This is a genomic window from Dokdonella soli (assembly GCF_039523175.1).
Taxonomy (GTDB): Bacteria; Pseudomonadota; Gammaproteobacteria; order Xanthomonadales; family Rhodanobacteraceae; genus Dokdonella_A; species Dokdonella_A soli.
On record NZ_BAAAEU010000005.1, the window covers coordinates 111131 to 131355 of the forward strand.

Annotated in this window: 18 protein-coding genes; 11 read left to right on the top strand and 7 right to left on the bottom strand. The window is 64.7% G+C overall.

Going from position 1 to position 20225, the window contains the following annotated elements:
* Nucleotides 1-79 precede the first annotated feature (79 nt).
* From ABD002_RS05580 to ABD002_RS05600, 5 genes are all read left to right on the top strand, one after another.
* Nucleotides 80-640, top strand: a complete 561-nt coding sequence (locus ABD002_RS05580; RefSeq protein WP_343788030.1) for a GNAT family N-acetyltransferase — start codon at nucleotides 80-82, stop codon at nucleotides 638-640.
* Nucleotides 637-1296 carry a glutathione S-transferase family protein gene (locus ABD002_RS05585; RefSeq protein ID WP_343788032.1) on the top strand — a complete coding sequence of 220 codons (660 nt, stop codon included), beginning with the start codon at nucleotides 637-639 and terminating at the stop codon, nucleotides 1294-1296. Before ABD002_RS05580 ends, ABD002_RS05585 begins: the two co-directional genes overlap by 4 nt.
* Nucleotides 1297-1389: 93 nt before the next feature.
* Nucleotides 1390-3654 (top strand): thiamine pyrophosphate-dependent enzyme, encoded by a 2265-nt coding sequence (locus ABD002_RS05590; protein ID WP_343788033.1) that lies wholly within the window; start codon nucleotides 1390-1392, stop codon nucleotides 3652-3654.
* Between the two features lie 361 nt (nucleotides 3655-4015).
* Nucleotides 4016-4258 (top strand): hypothetical protein, encoded by a 243-nt coding sequence (locus ABD002_RS05595; protein ID WP_343788034.1) that lies wholly within the window; start codon nucleotides 4016-4018, stop codon nucleotides 4256-4258.
* A gap of 166 nt (nucleotides 4259-4424) precedes the next feature.
* A complete protein-coding gene (locus ABD002_RS05600) occupies nucleotides 4425-6302 on the top strand; it encodes a hypothetical protein (RefSeq protein WP_343788035.1) in 1878 nt (625 codons plus the stop codon).
* A gap of 181 nt (nucleotides 6303-6483) precedes the next feature.
* Here ABD002_RS05600 and ABD002_RS05605 read toward each other — a convergent pair whose 3' ends face one another.
* A complete protein-coding gene (locus ABD002_RS05605) occupies nucleotides 6484-6756 on the bottom strand; it encodes a hypothetical protein (protein WP_343788036.1) in 273 nt (90 codons plus the stop codon).
* Nucleotides 6757-7054: 298 nt separating this feature from the next.
* On the opposite strand from ABD002_RS05605, the gene ABD002_RS05610 reads away from it, so the two are divergent.
* Nucleotides 7055-7915: a hypothetical protein gene (locus tag ABD002_RS05610; RefSeq protein ID WP_343788037.1), complete on the top strand. Its 861-nt coding sequence runs from the start codon at nucleotides 7055-7057 to the stop codon at nucleotides 7913-7915.
* 308 nt (nucleotides 7916-8223) lie between these two features.
* Here the strand turns inward: ABD002_RS05610 and ABD002_RS05615 are convergent, their stop codons facing one another.
* Nucleotides 8224-8766: a hypothetical protein gene (locus tag ABD002_RS05615; protein WP_343788038.1), complete on the bottom strand. Its 543-nt coding sequence runs from the start codon at nucleotides 8764-8766 to the stop codon at nucleotides 8224-8226.
* 58 nt (nucleotides 8767-8824) lie between these two features.
* Here ABD002_RS05615 and ABD002_RS05620 point away from each other — a divergent pair, with 58 nt between their 5' ends.
* Both ABD002_RS05620 and ABD002_RS05625 read left to right on the top strand, forming a co-directional pair.
* Entirely contained in the window at nucleotides 8825-9727 is a 903-nt protein-coding gene (locus tag ABD002_RS05620; protein ID WP_343788039.1) for an adenylate/guanylate cyclase domain-containing protein, read from the top strand.
* Between the two features lie 562 nt (nucleotides 9728-10289).
* Nucleotides 10290-11267 carry an NHL repeat-containing protein gene (locus ABD002_RS05625; RefSeq protein ID WP_343788040.1) on the top strand — a complete coding sequence of 326 codons (978 nt, stop codon included), beginning with the start codon at nucleotides 10290-10292 and terminating at the stop codon, nucleotides 11265-11267.
* A gap of 174 nt (nucleotides 11268-11441) precedes the next feature.
* On the opposite strand, the gene murB is transcribed toward ABD002_RS05625, so the two are convergent.
* The 3 genes from murB to ABD002_RS05640 all read right to left on the bottom strand — a co-directional run bounded on the left by murB (nucleotide 11442) and on the right by ABD002_RS05640 (nucleotide 14140).
* Nucleotides 11442-12500 (bottom strand): UDP-N-acetylmuramate dehydrogenase, encoded by a 1059-nt coding sequence (murB, locus tag ABD002_RS05630; protein WP_343788041.1) that lies wholly within the window; start codon nucleotides 12498-12500, stop codon nucleotides 11442-11444.
* A 202-nt stretch (nucleotides 12501-12702) separates the two neighbouring features.
* Nucleotides 12703-13740, bottom strand: coding sequence for a quinone-dependent dihydroorotate dehydrogenase (locus ABD002_RS05635; RefSeq protein ID WP_343788042.1), 1038 nt, complete (start codon nucleotides 13738-13740; stop codon nucleotides 12703-12705).
* A gap of 16 nt (nucleotides 13741-13756) precedes the next feature.
* Nucleotides 13757-14140 (bottom strand): DUF4190 domain-containing protein, encoded by a 384-nt coding sequence (locus ABD002_RS05640; protein ID WP_379989316.1) that lies wholly within the window; start codon nucleotides 14138-14140, stop codon nucleotides 13757-13759.
* A gap of 130 nt (nucleotides 14141-14270) precedes the next feature.
* Between ABD002_RS05640 and ABD002_RS05645 the strand changes: the two genes are divergently transcribed.
* Entirely contained in the window at nucleotides 14271-14582 is a 312-nt protein-coding gene (locus ABD002_RS05645) for an AbrB/MazE/SpoVT family DNA-binding domain-containing protein (RefSeq protein WP_343788043.1), read from the top strand.
* Nucleotides 14579-15016 (top strand): putative toxin-antitoxin system toxin component, PIN family, encoded by a 438-nt coding sequence (locus ABD002_RS05650; RefSeq protein WP_343788045.1) that lies wholly within the window; start codon nucleotides 14579-14581, stop codon nucleotides 15014-15016. Before ABD002_RS05645 ends, ABD002_RS05650 begins: the two co-directional genes overlap by 4 nt.
* Nucleotides 15017-15191: 175 nt before the next feature.
* On the opposite strand, the gene amaB is transcribed toward ABD002_RS05650, so the two are convergent.
* Complete coding sequence (amaB, locus tag ABD002_RS05655; RefSeq protein WP_343788047.1) at nucleotides 15192-16727, bottom strand: L-piperidine-6-carboxylate dehydrogenase; 1536 nt, start codon at nucleotides 16725-16727, stop codon at nucleotides 15192-15194.
* A 250-nt stretch (nucleotides 16728-16977) separates the two neighbouring features.
* A complete protein-coding gene (locus ABD002_RS05660) occupies nucleotides 16978-17799 on the bottom strand; it encodes a DODA-type extradiol aromatic ring-opening family dioxygenase (RefSeq protein WP_343788049.1) in 822 nt (273 codons plus the stop codon).
* Between the two features lie 374 nt (nucleotides 17800-18173).
* Here ABD002_RS05660 and ABD002_RS05665 point away from each other — a divergent pair.
* The coding region (locus ABD002_RS05665; protein ID WP_343788051.1) for an RHS repeat domain-containing protein at nucleotides 18174-20225 on the top strand (2052 nt) is incomplete at its 3' end.

Consider the following 20225-nt stretch of genomic DNA (forward strand, 5'->3'; position numbering starts at 1 on the left):
CCCGTCGCCCCGGCGAACGCCGCTGCATCCCGGCGTTCGCCGGGATGACGAAGGGGCTTGGCACGAGCAGGGCGTCTGCGTGAATCCGAATGATATCCAGCTCGAAACCGAGCGCCTGATCCTGCGCCTGCCGCGCATCGAGGACTTCGATGCCTACGCGGAGCTGCATGCGGACGAGGAGGCCGCGCGGCACATCGGCGGCACGCTGCTGCGTGCGCCGGCCTGGCGCAAGTTCCTGCAGATGCCAGGTGCCTGGATGGTGCAGGGATTTGCAATGTTTTCGGTAATCGAGAAAGCAAGCGGACGCTGGATCGGACAAGCAGGCCCCTGGCAACCTGAAGGCTGGCCCGGAACCGAGGTCGGCTGGGCTTTCCATCCGGCATCGTGGGGCAGGGGCTATGCGACCGAGGCCGCGATCGCGGCGATCGACTGGACCTTTGCGAACCTTGGCTGGACCGAGGTGATTCATTCGATCGACCCGGGAAATCACGCTTCGCAGGCGCTCGCGCGGCGCCTCGGTTCGCGCAATCGCGGCCCCGGCAAGCTGCCGCCGCCGCACGAGGACGTGCCGATCGAGATCTGGGGACAATCGCGCGAGGAATGGCTCGCGCGACGCCGTCATGCAGGAGAGACATCATGATCACGATCTACGGCTACTCGCCATCCGGCAACTGCCACAAGCTGCGCATGCTGCTCGGCCACCTTGGTCGCCGGCTCGATCAGGACTTCCGCTGGATCGAAACCGACAGCGCGCATGGCGCGACACGCCCGCCCGAATACCTGGCGAAGAATCCGAACGGACGGGTGCCGATGATCGAGTTCGACGATGGTCGCCGCATGGTCGAGTCGAATGCGATCCTGTGCTGGCTCGCCGAGGGCACGCCGTATTTCGCTGGCGATGCCTGGCAGCGTGCACAGACGCTGGCGTGGATGTTTTTCGAGCAGTACAGCCACGAGCCATTTGTTGCCGTCGCGCGCTTCATCTGCGGCTGGACACCGCTCGACTCGCCGCGTCGCGCGGACCTGCCGAAGCTGCGCGAGCGCGGGCATCAGGCGCTCGCCGTGATGGAAAAGCATCTCGCCGAACACCCCTGGTTCAGCAGCGAAGGCTACGGCATCGCAGACATCGCGCTGTTCGGCTACACGCATTGCGCGGACGAAGGCGGCTTCGACCTCGGTGCCTATCCGGCGATCCGCGGTTGGCTTGACCGCGTGCGTGCGCAACCGGGTTTCGTGCCGATGCCGCCCATCGCGATGGAGAACGCGGAGCTGGTTGCGCAATCACGAACCGCGTAGGTTGGGCCGACGAAGGAAGCCCGACATCCGGCAGCACTTCATACGTCGGGCATCGCTGCGCTCAGCCCGACCTACCGAATCATTTGATCCGTCATGACCGCCATCCCCAACCCGATTCCCGCCCGCCACAAGAACGTCAACCGCGCCGAAGTCTGCGACCAGAACTTCAGTGAGTTCGTGCAGAACTGGAGCGGCATGCCGCATCGTGCACCTCATGCGGACGAGGCCGTGCTGCCCGGCAGCCTGTGCAGCGCGAACGACTTTCTCGACCTGTTCGAATCGCAGCTGATCAGCCGCCATCTGGACCTGATGGCACGCGTGCTGCGCGTGCAGAACAAGGTCTTCTACACGATCGGATCGAGCGGTCACGAAGGCAACGCGATGGTCGCGCGGCTGACCCGGCACACCGATCCGGCCTTCCTGCACTATCGCAGCGGCGCGTTCATGGCCGAGCGTTTCAGGAAACTCTCGGGCATGGATCCGATCATGGATTCGGCGCTGAGCTTCGCCGCTAGCAAGGACGACCCGGCCTCCGGCGGCCGCCACAAGGTGTGGGGCTCGAAGCCGCTCTGGGTGCTGCCGCAGACTTCGACGATCGCGTCGCATCTGCCGAAGGCGCTCGGTACCGCGGTCGCGATCGAACAGGCGAAGCGCATCGGCCACACGCTGCCGGTGCCCGAGGATTCGATCGCGATCTGCTCGTTCGGCGACGCTTCGTCGAACCATGCAACTGCACAGACCGCGTTCAACGCGGCGCAGTGGACCGCGTACCAGAAACTGCCGGCGCCAGTGCTGTTCGTCTGCGAGGACAACGGCATCGGCATCTCGGTGAAGACACCGGGCGGCTGGGTCGCGAACGCGTTCCGCAACCGCGACGGTCTCGACTATTTCTACGCGAACGGGCTCGACCTCGCCAGCGGCTACGAGCAGGTCGCGCGCGCGGTCCATCACTGCCGCACGACGCGCCGGCCGACCTTCCTGCATCTGCATACCACGCGGATCATGGGCCATGCGGGCACGGACTTCGAAATCGAGTGGCGCAAGCTGGATGAGCTGGTGCTGGTCGAGGCGACCGATCCGCTGCTGCGTTCGGCCGCAATCGCGCTCGAGTCGGGCCTGTACACGAAGGAGTCGCTGCTCGCGAAATACGAGGGCATCCGCAAGCAGTGCTTCGCCGCGGCCGAGGAAGCCGATCGTCGACCCAAGCTCGATCAGCTCGCGGACGTGATCGCGCCGCTCGCGCCGTACACGCCCGACAAGGTGAACGCCGAGGCGAAGCGCGCGGACTATGCGGACAAGCGCACTGCCGTATTCGGCGCCGACAAACTGCCCGAGACGCTGCCGCCGCGCCATCTGGCGATCCAGATCAACCAGGCGTTGCACGATCTGTTCTGCAAATACCCGGAAACGCTGCTGTTCGGCGAGGACGTCGCCCAGAAGGGCGGCGTCTATACGGTGACCAAGGGCCTGCACAAGGCATTCAAGAATGCGCGTGTGTTCAACACGCTGCTCGACGAGACGATGATCCTCGGCCTCGCCCAGGGCTACGCGAACATTGGGCTGCTGCCGATCCCCGAGATCCAATACCTCGCGTACTTCCACAACGCCTGCGATCAGATCCGGGGCGAGGCCGCCTCGCTGCAGTTCTTCTCGAACAACCAGTACAAGAACCCGATGGTCGTGCGCATTGCCGGCCTCGGCTACCAGCGCGGTTTCGGCGGGCATTTCCACAACGACAACTCGATTGCCGCGTTGCGCGACATTCCAGGTCTGGTCGTCGGCTGCGCGAGCCGCGGCGACGATGCGGCGACGATGCTGCGCACCTTGGCCGCGCTCGCGAAGGTCGACGGACGCGTGAGCGTGTTCCTCGAACCGATCGCGCTGTACATGACCAAGGACCTGTACGAGGCCGGCGACGGCCAGTGGCTGACCACGTATCCCGCGCCGGACCAGGCCATGCCGCTCGGCGAAGGGCGCGTCTACAACGAAGACGCCGACGATCTGGTGATCTTCACCTACGGCAACGGCGTGCCGATGAGCCTGCGCGCGGCGCGCGAGATCGACAGGAAGCATGGTTGGAAAGCTCGAGTCGTCGACCTGCGCTGGCTGGTGCCGCTCAACGAAGGCTTCATTGCGGAACAAGCGAAGAGCGCAAAACGCATCGTCGTCGTCGACGAAGGCCGCCACTCCGCCGGCGTCGGTGAAGGCGTGATCACCGCGATCGCCGAAGCGGGCTTCGGCGCCAAGCCGCTGCGCCGCGTGGTCGGCGTCGACACCTATACGCCGTTGGCGGGTGCCGCGTTCCTCGTGCTGCCGGGCGACCAGGACATCGTCGCAGCAGCGGACGCGCTCGTGTAGGGGATCGAACGCGCGGCCGGAACGCTTTGCCAAAGTCGTCTCCGGCGATGCAAAACGCCCATCGCATATAGAGAACTGCGTCACAAAATTGCGCGCATACCGTGTGGACGTTTCCGTTCTGTGAAGCACATCCCTGCAATTTCTTGCAGTTGTCGCGCCTCGCCCCGTTGTTCAGACTCGACAGCCCCAAATGTGGCTTGTCACCGTAGCGAAGCGCTCTTCAGTCGTCCACAAAGCTTGCACGTTTCGATTAGGTGCGTGCAGCCATCGCGCTAGCCGCGGGACAACCGCTCTCCCAAGAGCCGCGGAGGCCGTCATGCAATTTGCAGATGACGTCGCAAAGCCGTCCACCGATCTGCCGGTGCTGGAACCGAAAGCATCGGCGATACCGTTGAAACCCGCCGAAAAACGTTGCCCCCAGACGATCCGGCATTTCGGGCTGGCCGCGCGCGCGGCGCCGGTCCAGATGCGCGATCAAGTCGACAAGCCCGCGCGATATGTCGCCATCGGTCGCAAGAGAATCGCCTTGGCGACCGATGGCTGCGCGATGCATGGACCGCTCAAAGGCTTCATGTGCAGGCAGGCAGCACGGCGCGAATACTGATCGGCGGATGAAACGGCCTGCGTGCGCGGCCGGCGAGGCAGCGCGCGACAGCTGGGCCCGCCGTGCAGGCGACAGAACGATCGTGATGGGCCAAACCCATCGCGCGCAACCCCGCCGATCCGCACCGGATCAGCGGTATCCCTCCGAACGTCAAAAGGAGCTCAATATGCCGCACGAACGGAAAGGTCGATCGACACTCGAAGACGCAAGCGAGGCGAGAGCGCGTACCGGCTCGCCGGCCGTCGTACTGGACAAGGAAGCTGATGTACAGCACGTCGTATCGCTGTTCCGCAGAGGATCCTGGGACCGCCAATTGCTCGACGGCGCGCGCCGCGAGGCACAGATCGCCGAACAAGGCGCTGTCGACTACGACCAGAAACCGTGGAGTCTCTTGTACCAGGCCCTGATCAACAGCCTTGGTGCGAGCCCGCAGACGTTCCAGATGGTCTATCCGTTTACCGCCTGGAACTGGCCGACCCAGCAGGTCGGTTTCATCGGTGCCGCCCAATACGACTTCTGCTCGAGTTCCCCGCAGTGGAGTGCGGTCGGCATGTATGCGTCCGGCGGCGATCGCTTCAACCAGGCCTATCAGGAATTCCTGAACGTCATCGTCGCCGCCACCGACGATCCGGCGTTGCGCGCCAGGATCCGCGAAGCGGACGATGCGCTCACGGCCGCCACCAACGACTACACGATCGTCTATAACCAGGCGCGCTCCGCCTACGCCGACGATCCGGACGTGCAGGACAACGTTCCGCCCTTCAGCAAATGGTTGGGGACGCCGGCCGGCAAGGGTTGGCAGACGCAGATCACGCGCGCCGAAGTGAAGATGACCCAGGCGCAGAAGAACTACGACGCACTGGTCGACCAGGCTCAGACGCCGGGTTTGGCCGATGCGCAGAATCAGTTCAAGAACACCGAGTTCTATTCAAAGCTGAACGATCCGGGTCTGTCGACCTTCCCGAAAGTGCCCAACTGGAGTACCTCGCAGAATGCGGCTACCTGGGTCGATCGGGTCAAGGCTGGCCAAGGTCCGGCGGGTGGCACGATGGGCTTCACCAACCGCGACGCCAGCTACGACTATTCCAATACGTGGGCCGGCGGCAGCCTTGCGGTCCGGCAGTTCTTCTGGGAAGTGCAGGTGAGCGGAAGCTGGCAGCGCATGACCGAATTCGAGACCGACCAGCAGCTCGAAGTCTCGATCGAATTCGATGCGCTCGACCAGATCCAGATCCAAGGGAGCGACTGGTACAACGGCAGCTTCTTGCGCAGCAAGGCCAATGGTCCGTTCAAGCGCGGGTACAGCGCCTACGGCGGCGACGGCACCCAGGCGGTGTTCGGAAAGAAGGGCTTTGTCGGCCTGCTGAAGACGGGAATGTATGTCGGTTACAAGCCGACCTTCACGATCAAGACCAGCAAGTCGACCTTCAATCGCTTCCTGGAGCAATTCAAGGCCGCTACCGCATTGCGCATCGGACCGTTCACGTTCTCCGCCGAAGGCGGTAGCGAGAAGTCCGGCTGGAATGCCAGCGAACAGGGCCAGACGTTCACCGGCACCAGCACGTCCGATACGCCGTTGATCATCGGCCTCAGCATTTCCGAGTTGCCGAACGGGTCCGACGAGCAAAAGACGCTCACGGCGCAGGAGCCACGCGGTCGCTGCTACAAGTTCGGCGGACATGAGGGCGATGTGCTGGCCGAAGGCGTGACCGAAGAAGCCTGCGCGGCGCTCGGCGGCGAGAGCTGGAAGCCCGCCAAGGCCATCGCGGCCATTACGCCGCTGCGCAACCTGCGGGTCAATCAGGAAGGCGCGCCGTTCACTGAAGTGCTGCAGGGACCCGATGCCGAGATGCAATTGCTGAACGGCGTCCAGCACGTCAGCGTGTTCCCGCCGTTCAATCTGCTCAATGGCGGGCCGGATCACGTGCACCTGTATCGCATCCGTGCGATCAACGCGCTGACCGGCCAGCCGGTGGACCTGCATCTGATGCGCTTTGGGGGCATCGCACCGCACACCGGCGCCGCCCGATTTGCGGATCAGTGAAGCAGACGAAAAGCCGAGCGGCAGGATCCGCCGGCGTGGAGTGACCGCCGGCCAGGCCGGAAAGCCTGGCCGGCGGTCTTCATGGACGGATCGACCGCGTCGCGTGGCATGGATGAGCCCGCGCGCGGCGGGCTCATCCATGCCGCATCGGAAGGCCGGCAAGTCGTTGAGAATAGGGCGATCAGAAGCAGGTCAGTTCGCTCTGCGTGACTTCCGCTTCCCCGCCGGCGCGGTGGCAGTGCACTGCGAAATCGCCGGCGCTGCGTTGGGCCAGTGCCGTGTCCGGTCCGGGCTTTCGATCCAACCCGTTCGCGATCCGCCACTCGCGGATCCAGCTGGCAAGACCAGGGCCGACTCCGATGCTGACCGCGACGTCAGCCCCTGTGCCTTGTGCGTGGACCGAGGCCAGTAACGCGGCTTGCAGAACCAGAATCCCAACGATGCCCAGCTTCACGGTCGTACCCCCTACCTCGGTGGGGCGTACGAGCGGCGACCACGACGCAACTCTGAGCGGCGGGCGGGGGACGCGCGGTAACGACCGCCGCCGCCTGCGTCGGACGGCTTCGAACGCCGTTTCCGATACGAGTCGTGATACCACGTTTAACGAAGTGGAATAACTGCATGTTTTTACAGGTGTCCTTTGCCCTGACCGGGTATTTCTGCAGGATTTGGCGGGCGAGCCGGCGTTGGCCGAGAATGGACGCAGCAAGGCGCGAGGGGTGCTCTCGCCGCGGCACTGGAATCTTCGGCCTATGGCGAATGTGTTGCATACCTATATCAGCGAGCTGGAGCGGGATCGTTCCCTTCTGGAGCCGAGCCGGCTGCGAGAACGTATCGACGCGCTCGACCGCATGGAGACGTATCTCACCTGCGGACTGCATCAACACTGCGATGCCGAACCCGGCTCGGAGGGGGGTATCCGCGACAAGATCGAGACCGTGTGCGCCCGTCTTGAAGCGGCCAACCACCGGCTCTGCCAGACCATCCGCGCGGAGATCCGGAGCGGAAAGGGCGCGTGCAAGCTGCTCGAATGGGCGCCAGCGCCCGATGATCGCGTCGACGGTGAGGGGTATGACCACCTCGATGCGCTGGTCAGCGGGGTCTTGCAGATCGACGAACCCGCCGAAGTCGCGGAACTGGTAGCGGAAATGGTGTTTTACCAACCCACGCCGGCACGCCATATTTTCGATTTCATCGATCGCGTCGAGCTCCGCGAGCGCGACGTATTGATCGACCTGGGCGCAGGCTTGGGCCATGTTCCGCTGCTGGCCGCCATTTGCACCGATGCCCGTTGCATCGGCGTCGAACGGGAGGCGGCTTATGTCGATTGTGCGCGTCGGTGCGCGAAAGCGCTGAATTTGAACAACGCGACGTTTGTTCAACAGGACGCGCGGATGGCGGACCTGTCGGCGGGCACGGTGTTCTATCTGTACACGCCGTTCACCGGCGCGATGCTCAGCCAAATGCTGCACCTGTTGAGGCGGGAAGCTGCCGATCGCGAGATCCGCATTTGCACGCTCGGACCCTGCACGCCGACCGTCGCTAGGGAGCCATGGCTCGAGGTCGTCGGCACGCAGGAAGTCGATCGACCCAGCGTATTTCGAAGCGTCTAGGTCCTCTTCTGGTCGATGCGGCACGGCGCGGGGATACGCATGATCGCCGGCGGCCGGGCCACCATCGTCCCTCACTCGTCGCCCCGGTGAACTGCGAGCCCAGCTTTACTCACTCGTCATTTCGAATACTCGTCGTCCCGGCGAACGCCGGGACCCAGCGTTACTTAATCGTCATCCCGGCGTACGCCGGGACCCAGCGCCTTCGCTGAGACCCTGTGAACGGCACTGGACCCGGCGTTCGCCGGGGCGACGACTGAGTGGAGGGCCTGGCACCGACAGAACGCCGCTCGCGGCCGATCCCGTCGGATTCAATCGCGAACCTCGAGCAGCGCCGTCTTGCGATCCCAGTTCTCGCTTCCGCTGTACTTGATGCGGAGCAGGTAACGGCCCGGTGCGAGGTGCCGATCAGTAAGCAGATTCTTCTCGACCAGTGCCGGCGCTCCCTCGATGCGCACGCTGTCCTCGGGCGTGGTCTGCGCGGATGAACTCAAGGATTGCCCGTCCAGCGGAATGACCATGGTTTCCTCGGTCACGCGCTCACCCATATGCACCTTGCCTGCTGCGTTCACCTGCGTGACGACGAGCAGGGCATCGCGGGTGGACAGCGGTTTCGGCACTTGCCACGCGAGGTCGCTTGCGTGGTGGTCGAGCCGTTCTAAAGACGCGGCCAGCTTCGGATCGTTCAATGCCGTGACCGTCATGCCGTTGACTTCCGCGTCGAAGCAGTTGCCCCGGCGCGGGAAACAAGTCGCCCAGCCGTCGTCGGCGGCGAAAACGGGGAGCGTGGCGAACAAGGCGAGCAGGCAGATCATGCGATACATCGTGATTGCGCTTCCGGGCAGATGAAGCATGAATCTTACCGTTCTGGTCTTTGTGCGGTTGCCGTGATTTGCCTATGATCCCCGCGCAATGACCGAGCGACGCGCTCTTACCATCCTTTTCGCCGATGTCTCCGGCAGCACACGGCTGTTCGAGACGCATGGCGACGAAGTCGCGCGACGGTTGGTCGGCAGCGTTCTGACCGCGCTCGCCGAAGTCACGGCGCGGCATGGTGGTCGCGTCGTCAAGACGATCGGCGACGAGATCATGTGCACGTTTCCCGGTCCGCTGTACGGCCTGCTCGCCGCGACCGACATGCAGCGCCGGATCAAGAACGACAGCACCTTTGCAGCGGACAATCTCGCGATCCGCATCGGCCTGCATCATGGCGATGCGCTGGTGGAAGAACACGACGTGTTCGGCGATGCCGTCAACACGGCTGCGCGCATGGCCGACAAGAATCTGGCGCGCCGCGACCAGATCGTCGCGACCGCGAGCACGGTGCAGGGCATCACCCACACGACCGGGCTGCGCGTGCGTTCGCTCGGGCAGATTCGCGTGCTCGGCAAGCAGGCGCCGATCGAGGTGGTCGACGTGCTCTGGCAGGAGGATCTGGCGCATGTCACCACGGTGCAGCGCGTGATGCAGGCGGTTGCCGCGTCGGATCGTTCGCGCCTGCTGGTGCGTTTCAAGAGCCAGGTGTTCGAGCTCGACGAGGGTACGTCGTTCTCGATCGGCCGCGATCCGACCAGCAGCCTTGTCGTCGAGACCGAATGGGTCTCGCGCAACCACGCCTTGATCGAATGGAAGCGCGGGTATTTCATGCTTGCCGATCGGTCCACGAACGGAACCTGGCTGAAAATCGGCGATGACGAGGAATTGCTCCTGCATCGCGACGAGACTCATCTGCGCCGCAGCGGCACGATCAGTTTCGGCCAGGCGCATCCGCTCGATAGCTCCGACCTCACCTACTTCCAGTGCGGCGACGCGTAAGTGCGGACACGCGCGATGTGCGCCGAGCCAGCCGTTTTTTCGTGATCCGGGAGGATGCCCATGTGCACGTGGCGCATCCTCCGTGCCGGGTACCGACACCGCGCCTGCACGATCCGGTGTGGCGCGCTTGATGCATATCGGAGATCCACCAGCGCAGCTTCGCCTTCGCAAGCCCCGCAACCTTTGGTGCCCCTGCGGGTACTAAGAGCGGCGGAAGTGCGAGCGGCGCCGGTGCGTGTGTCTCGCCCCGGTTCCCTGCATCGCGGCCAATCCTGGCAAACGCGATCCCTTCCGCTGGCCCGCGTGCCGCTGCGAGCAGGCCGCTTTCAATGGTCACGATCCGCGGCAACGCGAATTCTCCTTCCATGCCAGAGGATGAATGACCATGGAAACCGCGACCCTTCGACCGTCCCGTTCTGATTCTCCCCGCGCCAGCCGCCGCCATGTCCGGCCGCGCGCGCAAACGCTCACGACCTTGCTGGGCGTTCTGCTTGCGACAGCACTCTCTGCCGTGGCCTCGGGCCGCGACAATGGCACGGACGATGCTTTCCTGCCGAATCCCGTGCGGTCCGTATCGACCGTCCCGTCCAACGGAGATCTCAATCCGTACGGAGTCGCGTTTATCGGGCGCGATTTTACCGCTGGATCGGGGCCGCTCAGGAGCGGCGACATCCTCGTCTCGAATTTCAACAACGCAGCGAATCTGCAAGGCACCGGAACGACCATTGTGGACGTCCCCGGCACCGGTGGCGCGGTCACCGTATTCTTCCAGGGCACCGCGCCGCTCGGATTGACGACCGCGCTCGGGGTGTTGCGCAAGGGTTTCGTCGTCGTCGGCAACGGCCCGAGCAAGGACGGCACCTTCGCGACCGCTTCGGCCGGCTCGCTGCTGGTGATCGACAACGAAGGCCACCTGCGCCAGACGATCACCGACCCGACCATCCAGTATCCGTGGGACATGGCGCTGGTCGACCGGGGCGGCAGCGCGATCGCGTTCGTCTCGAATGCGCTCAACGGCACCGTCTCGCGTCTGACGTTGGACGTCGGTAGTGGCGGCGTGACCCTCGACGATGCGCGGACGATCGCGTCCGGGTACATGCATCGAGCCGATCCCGTCGCGCTGGTCCTCTCGCCGACCGGCCTGGTCTACGACCGCAGCCGCGATGTGCTGTATGTCGCCTCGACCGCTGACAACAAGGTCTTCGCCGTGCATGACGCTGCCAGCCGCAAGGGTTCAGGCGGAACCGGCAATGTGGTCTACCAGGACAGCGTGCATCTGCACGGCGCGCTCGCAATGGCACGCGCGCCGAATGGCCATTTGCTGGTGTCCAACGTCGATTCGGTCAACGCCGATCCGACTCAGCCGAGCGAGATCGTCGAATTCACCACGAGCGGAAAATTCGTGAAGCAGCTATCCGTCGATCCCATGCTGGATGGCTCATTCGGTCTCGCGGTGCTGACCGCCGGCGATGACGCGACGCTCGCCGCCGTCGACGACAACACGAACTCGCTGCTGATCTGGCAGATCGACCGGGAGTAGCTGGCTCCATCGATCGGCGTATGCGTCAGCAATGACGGACGAGAAGGCCCGCGATGCACGGGCCTTCTCCTTGCACATCGTCCAGTCTGGCGTTCGTGGCGCGCTGCCGCCGGGAATCCATGCCTCGTCTGGACGCGCTGTGACGTCGCACCCCAAACACGTCGCGCGCCTCTGTCAGACGATCAGTGGTTCCGGCTCCAGCTCGACGCCGAAACGCGTGACCACTTCGCTGCGTATGCGCTCGGCCAACGCCCGGATCTGCGCGCCGCTGGCCGCGCCGTGGTTCACCAGGACCAGCGCGTGTTGCGTCGACACTGCGGCATCACCGTCGCGCAGGCCCTTGAGCCCGCAGGTTTCGATGAGCCATGCGGCGGACAGCTTGCGACGCGCATCGCCGGCCGGCCAGTTCGGCAACCGCGGATACTGCTCGCGCAGCGCATCGGCCAGTGCGGCATCGACCAGCGGATTCTTGAAGAAGCTGCCGGCATTTCCGATCAGCGCGGGATTCGGCAGCTTGCGCGTGCGGATGCGCGCGATCGCCTCGGCGACGGCGGGAGCGCTCGGCTCGGCGACGCCAAGCGTGGCGAGCTCCTCGGCGATTCCGGCGTAGTCGATGTACAGTTCGCGTCGGCGCGACAGTGTGAACTCGACGGCGGTGACCACGTAGCGATCGCGCTCGTGTTTGAACAGCGAATCGCGGTAATCGAACGCGCAGTCGGCGTTCGCGATCCGTGTCAGCCGTCCCACGTGGCGATCCCAGGCTTCAACACTGGCGATGAACTCGCGCACCTCGACGCCGTAGGCTCCGATGTTCTGAATCGGTGCGGCGCCGACCGTGCCTGGAATCAATACGAGGTTTTCGAGGCCGCAGAATCCGTGGCCGAGCGACCAGCGCACGAAGTCGTTCCAGTTCTCGCCCGCCTCGACGCGGATGCGGGCTCGCTCGCCATCGTCGTCGAGCATCGTGATGCCACGTGCGACGATCGACAGGACCACGCCCGGCCAGTCGCGCGTGAACAGGATGTTGCTGCCTTCGCCGAGCACCAGCAGTGGCTGTGACTTCAGCGCCGCGTAGCCGAACAGCTCGCCGAGCGCGGCGGGTTTGCGCACGTCGATCAACATCGCGGCGCGCGCCGGTACACGGAACGTGTTGCGGCCCTGCAGCGAGGCATTCTCGACGAGCGTGTAGCCGTCGCCTTCGGCGATTGCGGCGCTGACGGGGTAGCCGCTCACGGCGCGAACATGCCAAGACAGAGTCCCCTCTCCCCCAACGGCTCTTCCGTTGGGGGAGAGGGGAGGGTGAGGGGGCCAACACAGCGATGTGTTGCGGTGGTGCGTTCTGGCGCGGCCCCCGCCTCCTCACCCCAACCCTCTCCCCCCACGATGAAGCCGTTGGGGGAGAGGGAGAAACGCGGCCTCGCACCGATGGAATACATCACGCGCTGCCTGGCTGCTTTGCGCGCCCACGAATCGCTTCGACGCATTCGCCGATCAGCGCAGGCCCGCGATAGATCATGCCGGTGTAGAACTGCACCAGCGTCGCGCCCGCGTCGAGCTTCATGGCGGCGTCGGCGCCCGACACGATGCCGCCGACGCCGATCAGCGGAACGGTTTTGCCGAGCCGCGCGGACATGCCGCGCAATACCGCTGTGGATTTCGCGAACACCGGCTTGCCGGATAGTCCGCCGGCCTCGTTCGCGTGGCGGTGGCCGGCGACCAGCGCTCGGTCGATGGTGGTGTTCGTGCAGATCACGCCGTCGATCTTTGCCGCGCGCAGCACGTCGGCGATGCTGTCGAGTTCGGCTTCGGCGAGATCCGGTGCGATCTTCAGCAGCATCGGCTTGCGCTTGCCGTGCTTGGCGCCCAGCCGTTCCTGCGCTTCGCGCAGTGTGCCGACGAAGCGCTTCAGCGTTTCCTCCTCCTGCAGATCGCGCAGACCCTGCGTGTTCGGAGAGGAGATATTCACGGTGATGTAGCTCGCGCGCGCATACACGCGCTCGAGGCAGAACAGGTAGTCGTCGATCGCACGCTCGTTCGGTGTGTCCTTGTTCTTGCCGATATTGATGCCGAGCACGCCGGCGAAGCGCACGCGCTCGACGTTGCGCACCAGCGCGTCGACGCCGCCGTTGTTGAAGCCGAGGCGATTGATGACCGCTTCGTGCTCGGGCAGGCGAAACATGCGCGGTTTCGGATTGCCCGCCTGCGGTCGCGGCGTGGTCGTGCCGACCTCGATGAAACCGAAGCCGAGTGCGGCCAGCGCGTCGACGTAGGCGCCGTTCTTGTCGAGTCCGGCGGCGAGTCCGACCGGATTGTCGAAGCGCAGGCCGAACACATCGGTCGGCAGTGGCTTCGACTTCGCGGCCAGCAGCGGATTCAGGCCGGTGCGGTACGCGGCCTCGATCGACACCAGCGCAAGATCGTGCGCGCGCTCGGCATCGAGGCAGAAAAGGAACGGTCGGGCGAGGGCGTACAAGCGTGATGCGCCGCGTTCAGTGCACGTGCGCGGCAATGAACGCGAGTCCACCGAAGAACAGGAGGAACGCCGCCGCCACCAGGATGAACAGCAGCAGATGGACCCAGCCGAGGAGCAGCCCCGTGATGGCCATGCCGTCGCCTTCGATCGTGCCGGGGGGCGCCCGGCGGATTTCGCCGCGTGCGGAGTGGCCACAAACGATCGCGACGACCGCGCCGAGGAATGGCAGCCCGATCCAGCACAGGATGCCGAAAATCAGGCTGATCACGGCCAGCGTGCTGGTACGGGGCGAGGGAACGCTCATGAGCGCGATTCGTTCGACGGCGCACAGGTTGCGCCGGTGCGAAGAGTAGTGAGTCGCGACGGACGGATCAATGCGGCGTAGCGGAAGCGGTGCCACCGTAGCGGGCATCCATGCGCACGCGCGCTTGCCGACGCAGCGGGCCCTGCCAGGCCCCATCGGGGTCGCAGCTTGATAACAAGCCCCATTGGAGTAAAGTAAGGAATCCTTGTTATATGGAAATCCGGCCGTGCTCGCCAAGGTCACCTCGAAGAATCAACTCACGCTTCCCAAGAGCGTGACGGAGGCTATCGGTCCCGTGGAATATTTCGACGTCGAGGCGCGCGCCGGTCAGATCATCCTGACGCCGATACGCATCCAGCGCGGCGATGCGGTGCGCGCCAAGCTGGCCGAACTGGAGCTGACCGAACGCGACATTCGCGATGCGGTCGCATGGGCGCGCACCGCCTCCCCAGGTGTGCGCGCGGCCGAAGCCGCGGCGGACTATCGCGCCGCGCCGACGCGCAAGCGCGGCGCCGCCAAGACCTCGCGCAAGGCATGACGGTGCGGCATCGTGGGCCTGCGCGTATCGTGCTGGAGACGAATGTGGTGCTGTCCGCGCTGATCTTCGGAACAGGACCGATGGCACGCTTGCGCGGAGTGTGGCAAGCCAGGCGCTGCGTCCCGCTGGTCAGCACGTATACCGCACAGGAATTCATGCGCGTGCTGGCCTATCCGAAGTTCCGGCTCGACGCGAACGAACGAACGGAATTGGTCGCAGATTATCTGCCCTACGCCGAGGCAGTCCGCATTCCCGAACCGCCGCCGGCCGTTCCGGCATGCCGTGACCCTTGCGACGTGCCCTTCCTGCATCTGGCCGTCGCCGGAAGAGCCAGCGTGTTGGTGAGCGGTGATCGCGACCTGCTCGCATTGGCCGGCCGGACCGATTTCGACATCCTTGCGCCGGAGGCATTCCTGCGCTCCCTGCCGCCCTGAGCGGGCACGCCGGCGGAAGCGTGGGAGGCCGCGCGCGAATAGACCCGTAGGAGCGGCTTCAGCCGCGATGCCTTGAAGCCCTCCCCTTCAGGGGGAGGGTTAGGGCGGGTGCTCGCTGCGCAAAGACCAGATCGCGGCTGAAGCCGTTCCTACGGAAGCGAACAGTTGTCTTCGCTCAGAACTCGAACTTGATGCCCTGCGCCAGCGGCAGCGCGTCGGAGTAGTTGATCGTGTTGGTCTGGCGGCGCATGTACACCTTCCACGCGTCCGAGCCGGACTCGCGGCCGCCGCCGGTTTCCTTCTCGCCGCCGAACGCACCGCCGATCTCAGCGCCGCTGGTGCCGATGTTGACGTTGGCGATGCCGCAGTCCGAGCCGGCCGCCGACAGGTACTGCTCGGCCGCCTTAAGGTTCTGCGTGAAGATCGCCGCGGACAGGCCCTGCGGCACCGCGTTCTGCAGTTCGATCGCTTGGTCCAGCGTCTTGAATGGCATCACGTACAGAATCGGCGCGAAGGTTTCGGTCTGCACGACCTCGTCGGAGTTCTTGAGGCCGGTCACGATCGTCGGCAGCACGAAGTTGCCCGGGCGATCGGCCAATGCCGCGCCACCGGTCGCGACCTTGCCGCCGCTGACCTTGGCCTTCTCGACTGCGCCGACGTACTGGTCGACCGCAGCCTTGCTGTTCAGCGGGCCGATCAGCGTGCTGGCCTGGGTCGGATCGCCGATCTTCGCCTCGACCTGCTTGTAGGCCTTGACCAGGCTGGCGACGACGTCGTCATGAATCGCTTCGTGCACGAACAACCGGCGCGTCGAGGTGCAGCGCTGGCCGCAGGTGCCGACCGCGCCGAACACGATCGCCGGGATCGCAAGTTTCAGGTCCGCGCTCTCATCGACGATGATCGCGTTGTTGCCGCCGAGTTCGAGCAGGCTGCGGCCCATGCGCTGCGCGACTCTCTCGCCGACCGCGCGGCCGACCTTGGTCGAACCGGTGAAGCTGATCAGCGGAATGCGCTTGTCATCGACGAAGGTCTGCGCGAGATCGGTGCCGGCGTCGTTGAACAGGAAGAACAGATCCGGGAAGCCTGCAGCCTTGAGCGCCTCGTTGCAGATCTTCATGGACGCGATCGCGGACAGCGGCGTCTTCGGCGACGGCTTCCAGATCGTGATGTCGCCGCAGATCGCGGCGAGGAACGAATTCCAGGCCCACACCGCGACCGGGAAGTTGAACGCGCTGATCACGCCGACCAGGCCGACCGGGTGCCACTGCTCGTACATGCGATGGCCGGGGCGTTCGGAGTGCATCGTGTAGCCGTACAGCATGCGCGACTGGCCGACTGCGAAGTCGGCGATGTCGATCATCTCCTGCACTTCGCCGTCACCCTCGGGCTTGATCTTGCCCATCTCGAGCGCGACCAGCGTGCCGAGCGCGTCCTTGTGCTTGCGCAGCGCCTCGCCGCACAGGCGGATCGCCTCGCCGCGGCGCGGTGCCGGCGTGGTGCGCCAGATCGCGAACGCTTCCTGCGCGCGCTTGACGAGCGTCTCGTAGTCGCTTGCGCTGGAGGCGTGGACTTCGGCGATCACCTCGTTCGTGCTCGGATTGATCGACTGCACGACGCCGGCATCGGTCGTCTTCGACCACTCGCCGTTGCCGAGGTAGGTGCCGGAATTGGTCTGACCGAGGCCGAGGGCCTTCAGGATCTGGGCGGACATGGAAACTCCACAGGTTCAAGGGAAACCGCGCCGCGGGGCGCGAAACCATCAATTGTAGCAGGGCAGGGCGATAGAGCCCGATCACGCCGGAAACTCTCAAGAAGTCGTCATCCCGGCGGAAGCCGGAGGTGCTTCTCAACAGCCGCAGGCTGGTCATCCAGCTCTGAAGCGCTGAAAAACTGGATTCCGGTCGAACAGCCACGGCTGTAAAAGCCGCTGGATTGACGTGCCTGAATTGACCAGAGGCTCCCTACCCAAACTGGAACGCCGACACCACCTTGCCGAACACGCGATCGTTGTAGGTTCTCCGGCCACGATCCGCACCGCCCGCTCCAGCAACGACCATCAATGGCAAGAGGTGCTCGGCACGCGGATGGCAGGCCAGCGCATCCGGCAGTTGCTTCCACGCGGCGAGCCTCGCATCGCGCGTCGCCGGATCGGCATCTTCGACGGCCGCGGTCAACGCCGTGTCGAACTGCGCGGACGCCTGCATCATGCGCTCGCTCGGCGAGAAGAATTCACGCAGATTGTGATAGCTCATGCCGCTGCCGACGATCAGCACGCCTTCGTCGCGCAGCGGCGCGAGCGCGCGCCCGATCGCGAGATGCGCCTGCGGATCGAGCCCGGCCTGCAGCGAGAGCTGCACGACCGGAACATCCGCGTGCGGCCAGACCAGTAGAAACGGCACGAAGACGCCGTGGTCGAAACCACGTTCGCCGTCCTCGTCCGAACCGATGCCCGATGCGCCGAGCAGGTCGCGCACGCGCGCCGCCAGTTCGGGTGAACCTGCAGCCGGATAGGTGAGCCGGTAGGTGTGCTCCGGAAAACCGTAGTAGTCGAACAGCATGCCCGGCCGCGCGCCGCTGTTCACGGTCGGGCGTTCGGTTTCCCAATGCGCGGAGATCACCAACACGGCCTTCGGCCTCGTGCCGATCGAACCGGCGATGCCGCGCAAATACTTCGCCATGCCGTCCCACAAATGCGGATCGCTGGGCGGCGGGTCCATGAAAAACCATGGACCCCCGCCGTGCGGGATATAGAGCGTCGGCAGGCGATCGATATTCGAATTCACGAGCAGGCTCCACGACGCGGAAAACTCGCTCGTAGATGGGTCCCGGGGAAGGGGTTTGCAAGTTGCGTGTTGACGCGGGGCGGGCGACGCGCGATTGAGTGGCGTAACGAGGGGATGCTATGTTCGGGGTGTACGAGCCGTATCGTTCGCGCCATCGGGGACGCGCTCGCACGCAAGTTGAGTAGATGTCCAGCGCAAGCGGGCTCTCGAGTGCCATTAGCCGCCTCCGTCGCATTCGTTCGTTCACGCTGATCAGGGAGAAGGGAATCATGTCGCTTTTGTGGGAGCGTTTCGGTCGCGCTGGGCGGAGCCTCTGGGGTACTACTGCTCGTGCTCTCGCGCCATTCAATCAGAAGGGGCGAGTGGTAGCACGGGTGCATGCCGCCGAATACGCGCGAAATCATAGGCTAGCGCTCCTGCGGCTCTGGCTGATGGCCGCACTCGGGCTCGTCTCCATAACGGTTACTGCCCCGGCTTTAGCCAGCGTCGGCTGGTGTCAAGACGTTCCAGGGCTGCCAACCTTCGAGAGCGCCAAGCAGTGGTGCCTGGACGAGCAAGCCGCAACCATAAAGCAGGGCAACGCGACGATCGTCGTCCCTTGCCGCATCACGGTGTATGCCGGGACCTTATTTGGTGCTGGCAGCGGGCGTTGGGGCTACGATCTCCATTGGATTGGAGCGCCGGTGCCGCCGGCTGTCAGCGTTCGGCAGGAAAGCGACTTTCACTGTGGAAGCGAACTGTATCTGCCCGACAAGAACAAGGGGCCGCCGTGCCCTGGGTCGTGCACGGGCGACCCGATCAATGCCGGTACAGCCGATATGTTCCTTGCGGAAACGGATTTCCGGTTCGGCCGCTGGCTGAACTTTACGCGTTACTACAACACCGATTTGACGTCGGCGGGCACGATCGGAAATTTCTGGCGGCATACCTACTCGCGGAGCGTCGACTATTCCGGTACTACGCCCACGTCGGTCGCACTGCGACACGAAGATGGGAAGTCGATCGTCTTTACGCAAAATGGCGGAAAGTGGTCGAGCGATGCGGATATCCAGGACACGCTGACGGAACGCGTTGACACGAGTGGACAGCCCACCGGGTGGACGCACGTGCGCGCGGACTCCTTGAGCACGGAGCAATACGATGGAAGCGGCAAGCTTCTCTCGATTGCCGATTCGCAGGGATTCGTTACGACGCTGACTTACAGTGACGCGAGCACACCGTCTTCGGTCGCGCCGCAGCCCGGCTACCTCATTGCCGTGACCGATCCGCAGGGGCGGTCCCTGCGGATCACTTACAACAGCATCGGGTTTCTGACCACAGTCAGCGATCCTTCCGGACAGACGTACCAATACGGACCCGATTCCAATGGGCGCGGCGACCTTTCGTCGGTTACGTATCCGGCCACAGCCGCGCCGCGCACCTATCTCTACAACGAGTCGGCGCACACTCAAGGGGCAAACTTCGCCAGTGCGTTGACCGGCGTTGTGGACGAGAACACCGCGCGCTACACGACCATCGACTACGACACTTCGGGCAATGCGATCGCGACGCAGCATGCCAACGGTGCGGAGAAGTTCTCGTTGACTTACAACCACGATGGCTCGTCCGATATTTCCGATCCGTTGAGCAACAGCACCCATCACACGTTTACCGTGGTGAACGGTGTCGTGCTTGCTTCGACGTTGAGCGGACCCGCGATCGGCTTTTCGACCGGCGCATCGCGTCAGTACGACAGCTATGGGAATCTCACGGCAATCACGGACTTCAACGGTTTCACAACGTGCTCCACATTTGATCAAGTCCATGGGCTGGAGACCAGTCGGACTGAAGGCGTGACGACCGGTTGCAGCGGCACGCCCAGCGGCTTGAGGACGATACAAACGGACTGGAACACGACTCTTCGAAGGCCGACTGAGCGCCGCACGCGAAACGCTACCGGGGGGCTTGAAGCGAAGACGGACTGGGTCTACAACGCCCGCGGCCAGGCGACGGCCCGTTGCGAGATCGATCCCGCCGATGCCGCCGCGATGGCCTATGCCTGCAGTGCGACCACCGCACCACCCACCGGCGCCAAGGTGCGCCGCTGGGTGACCACGTATTGCGTGCAGGCCGACGTCACCACCGGCACCTGCCCGCTGGTCGGCCTGGTCACGTCCGTCAACGGCCCGCGCCCAGCCGGCGATACCGGCATGGCGGCGGGGCAGGACGATGTCACGACCTACACCTACTACCCGACCGATGATTCGACCTGCGCCAGCAACGGCGCCTGCCCGCATCGCCACGGCGACCTGTGGAAAGTCACCAACGCGCTCGGCCAGGTCACCACGACCGTCAGCTACGACAAGAACGGCCGGGTCACGCGGACGCAGGATGCGAACGGCACCACCACCGACTTCACCTACCACCCGCGCGGCTGGCTGCTGACG

Coding starts and splice junctions, on each gene's coding strand:
- ABD002_RS05585 (WP_343788032.1), top strand. CDS start 637: ATGATCACGATCTACGGCTACTCGCCATCCGGCAACTGCCACAAGCTG.
- ABD002_RS05590 (WP_343788033.1), top strand. CDS start 1,390: ATGACCGCCATCCCCAACCCGATTCCCGCCCGCCACAAGAACGTCAAC.
- ABD002_RS05600 (WP_343788035.1), top strand. CDS start 4,425: ATGCCGCACGAACGGAAAGGTCGATCGACACTCGAAGACGCAAGCGAG.
- ABD002_RS05610 (WP_343788037.1), top strand. CDS start 7,055: ATGGCGAATGTGTTGCATACCTATATCAGCGAGCTGGAGCGGGATCGT.
- ABD002_RS05615 (WP_343788038.1), bottom strand. CDS start 8,766: ATGCTTCATCTGCCCGGAAGCGCAATCACGATGTATCGCATGATCTGC.
- ABD002_RS05620 (WP_343788039.1), top strand. CDS start 8,825: ATGACCGAGCGACGCGCTCTTACCATCCTTTTCGCCGATGTCTCCGGC.
- ABD002_RS05650 (WP_343788045.1), top strand. CDS start 14,579: ATGACGGTGCGGCATCGTGGGCCTGCGCGTATCGTGCTGGAGACGAAT.
- amaB (WP_343788047.1), bottom strand. CDS start 16,727: ATGTCCGCCCAGATCCTGAAGGCCCTCGGCCTCGGTCAGACCAATTCC.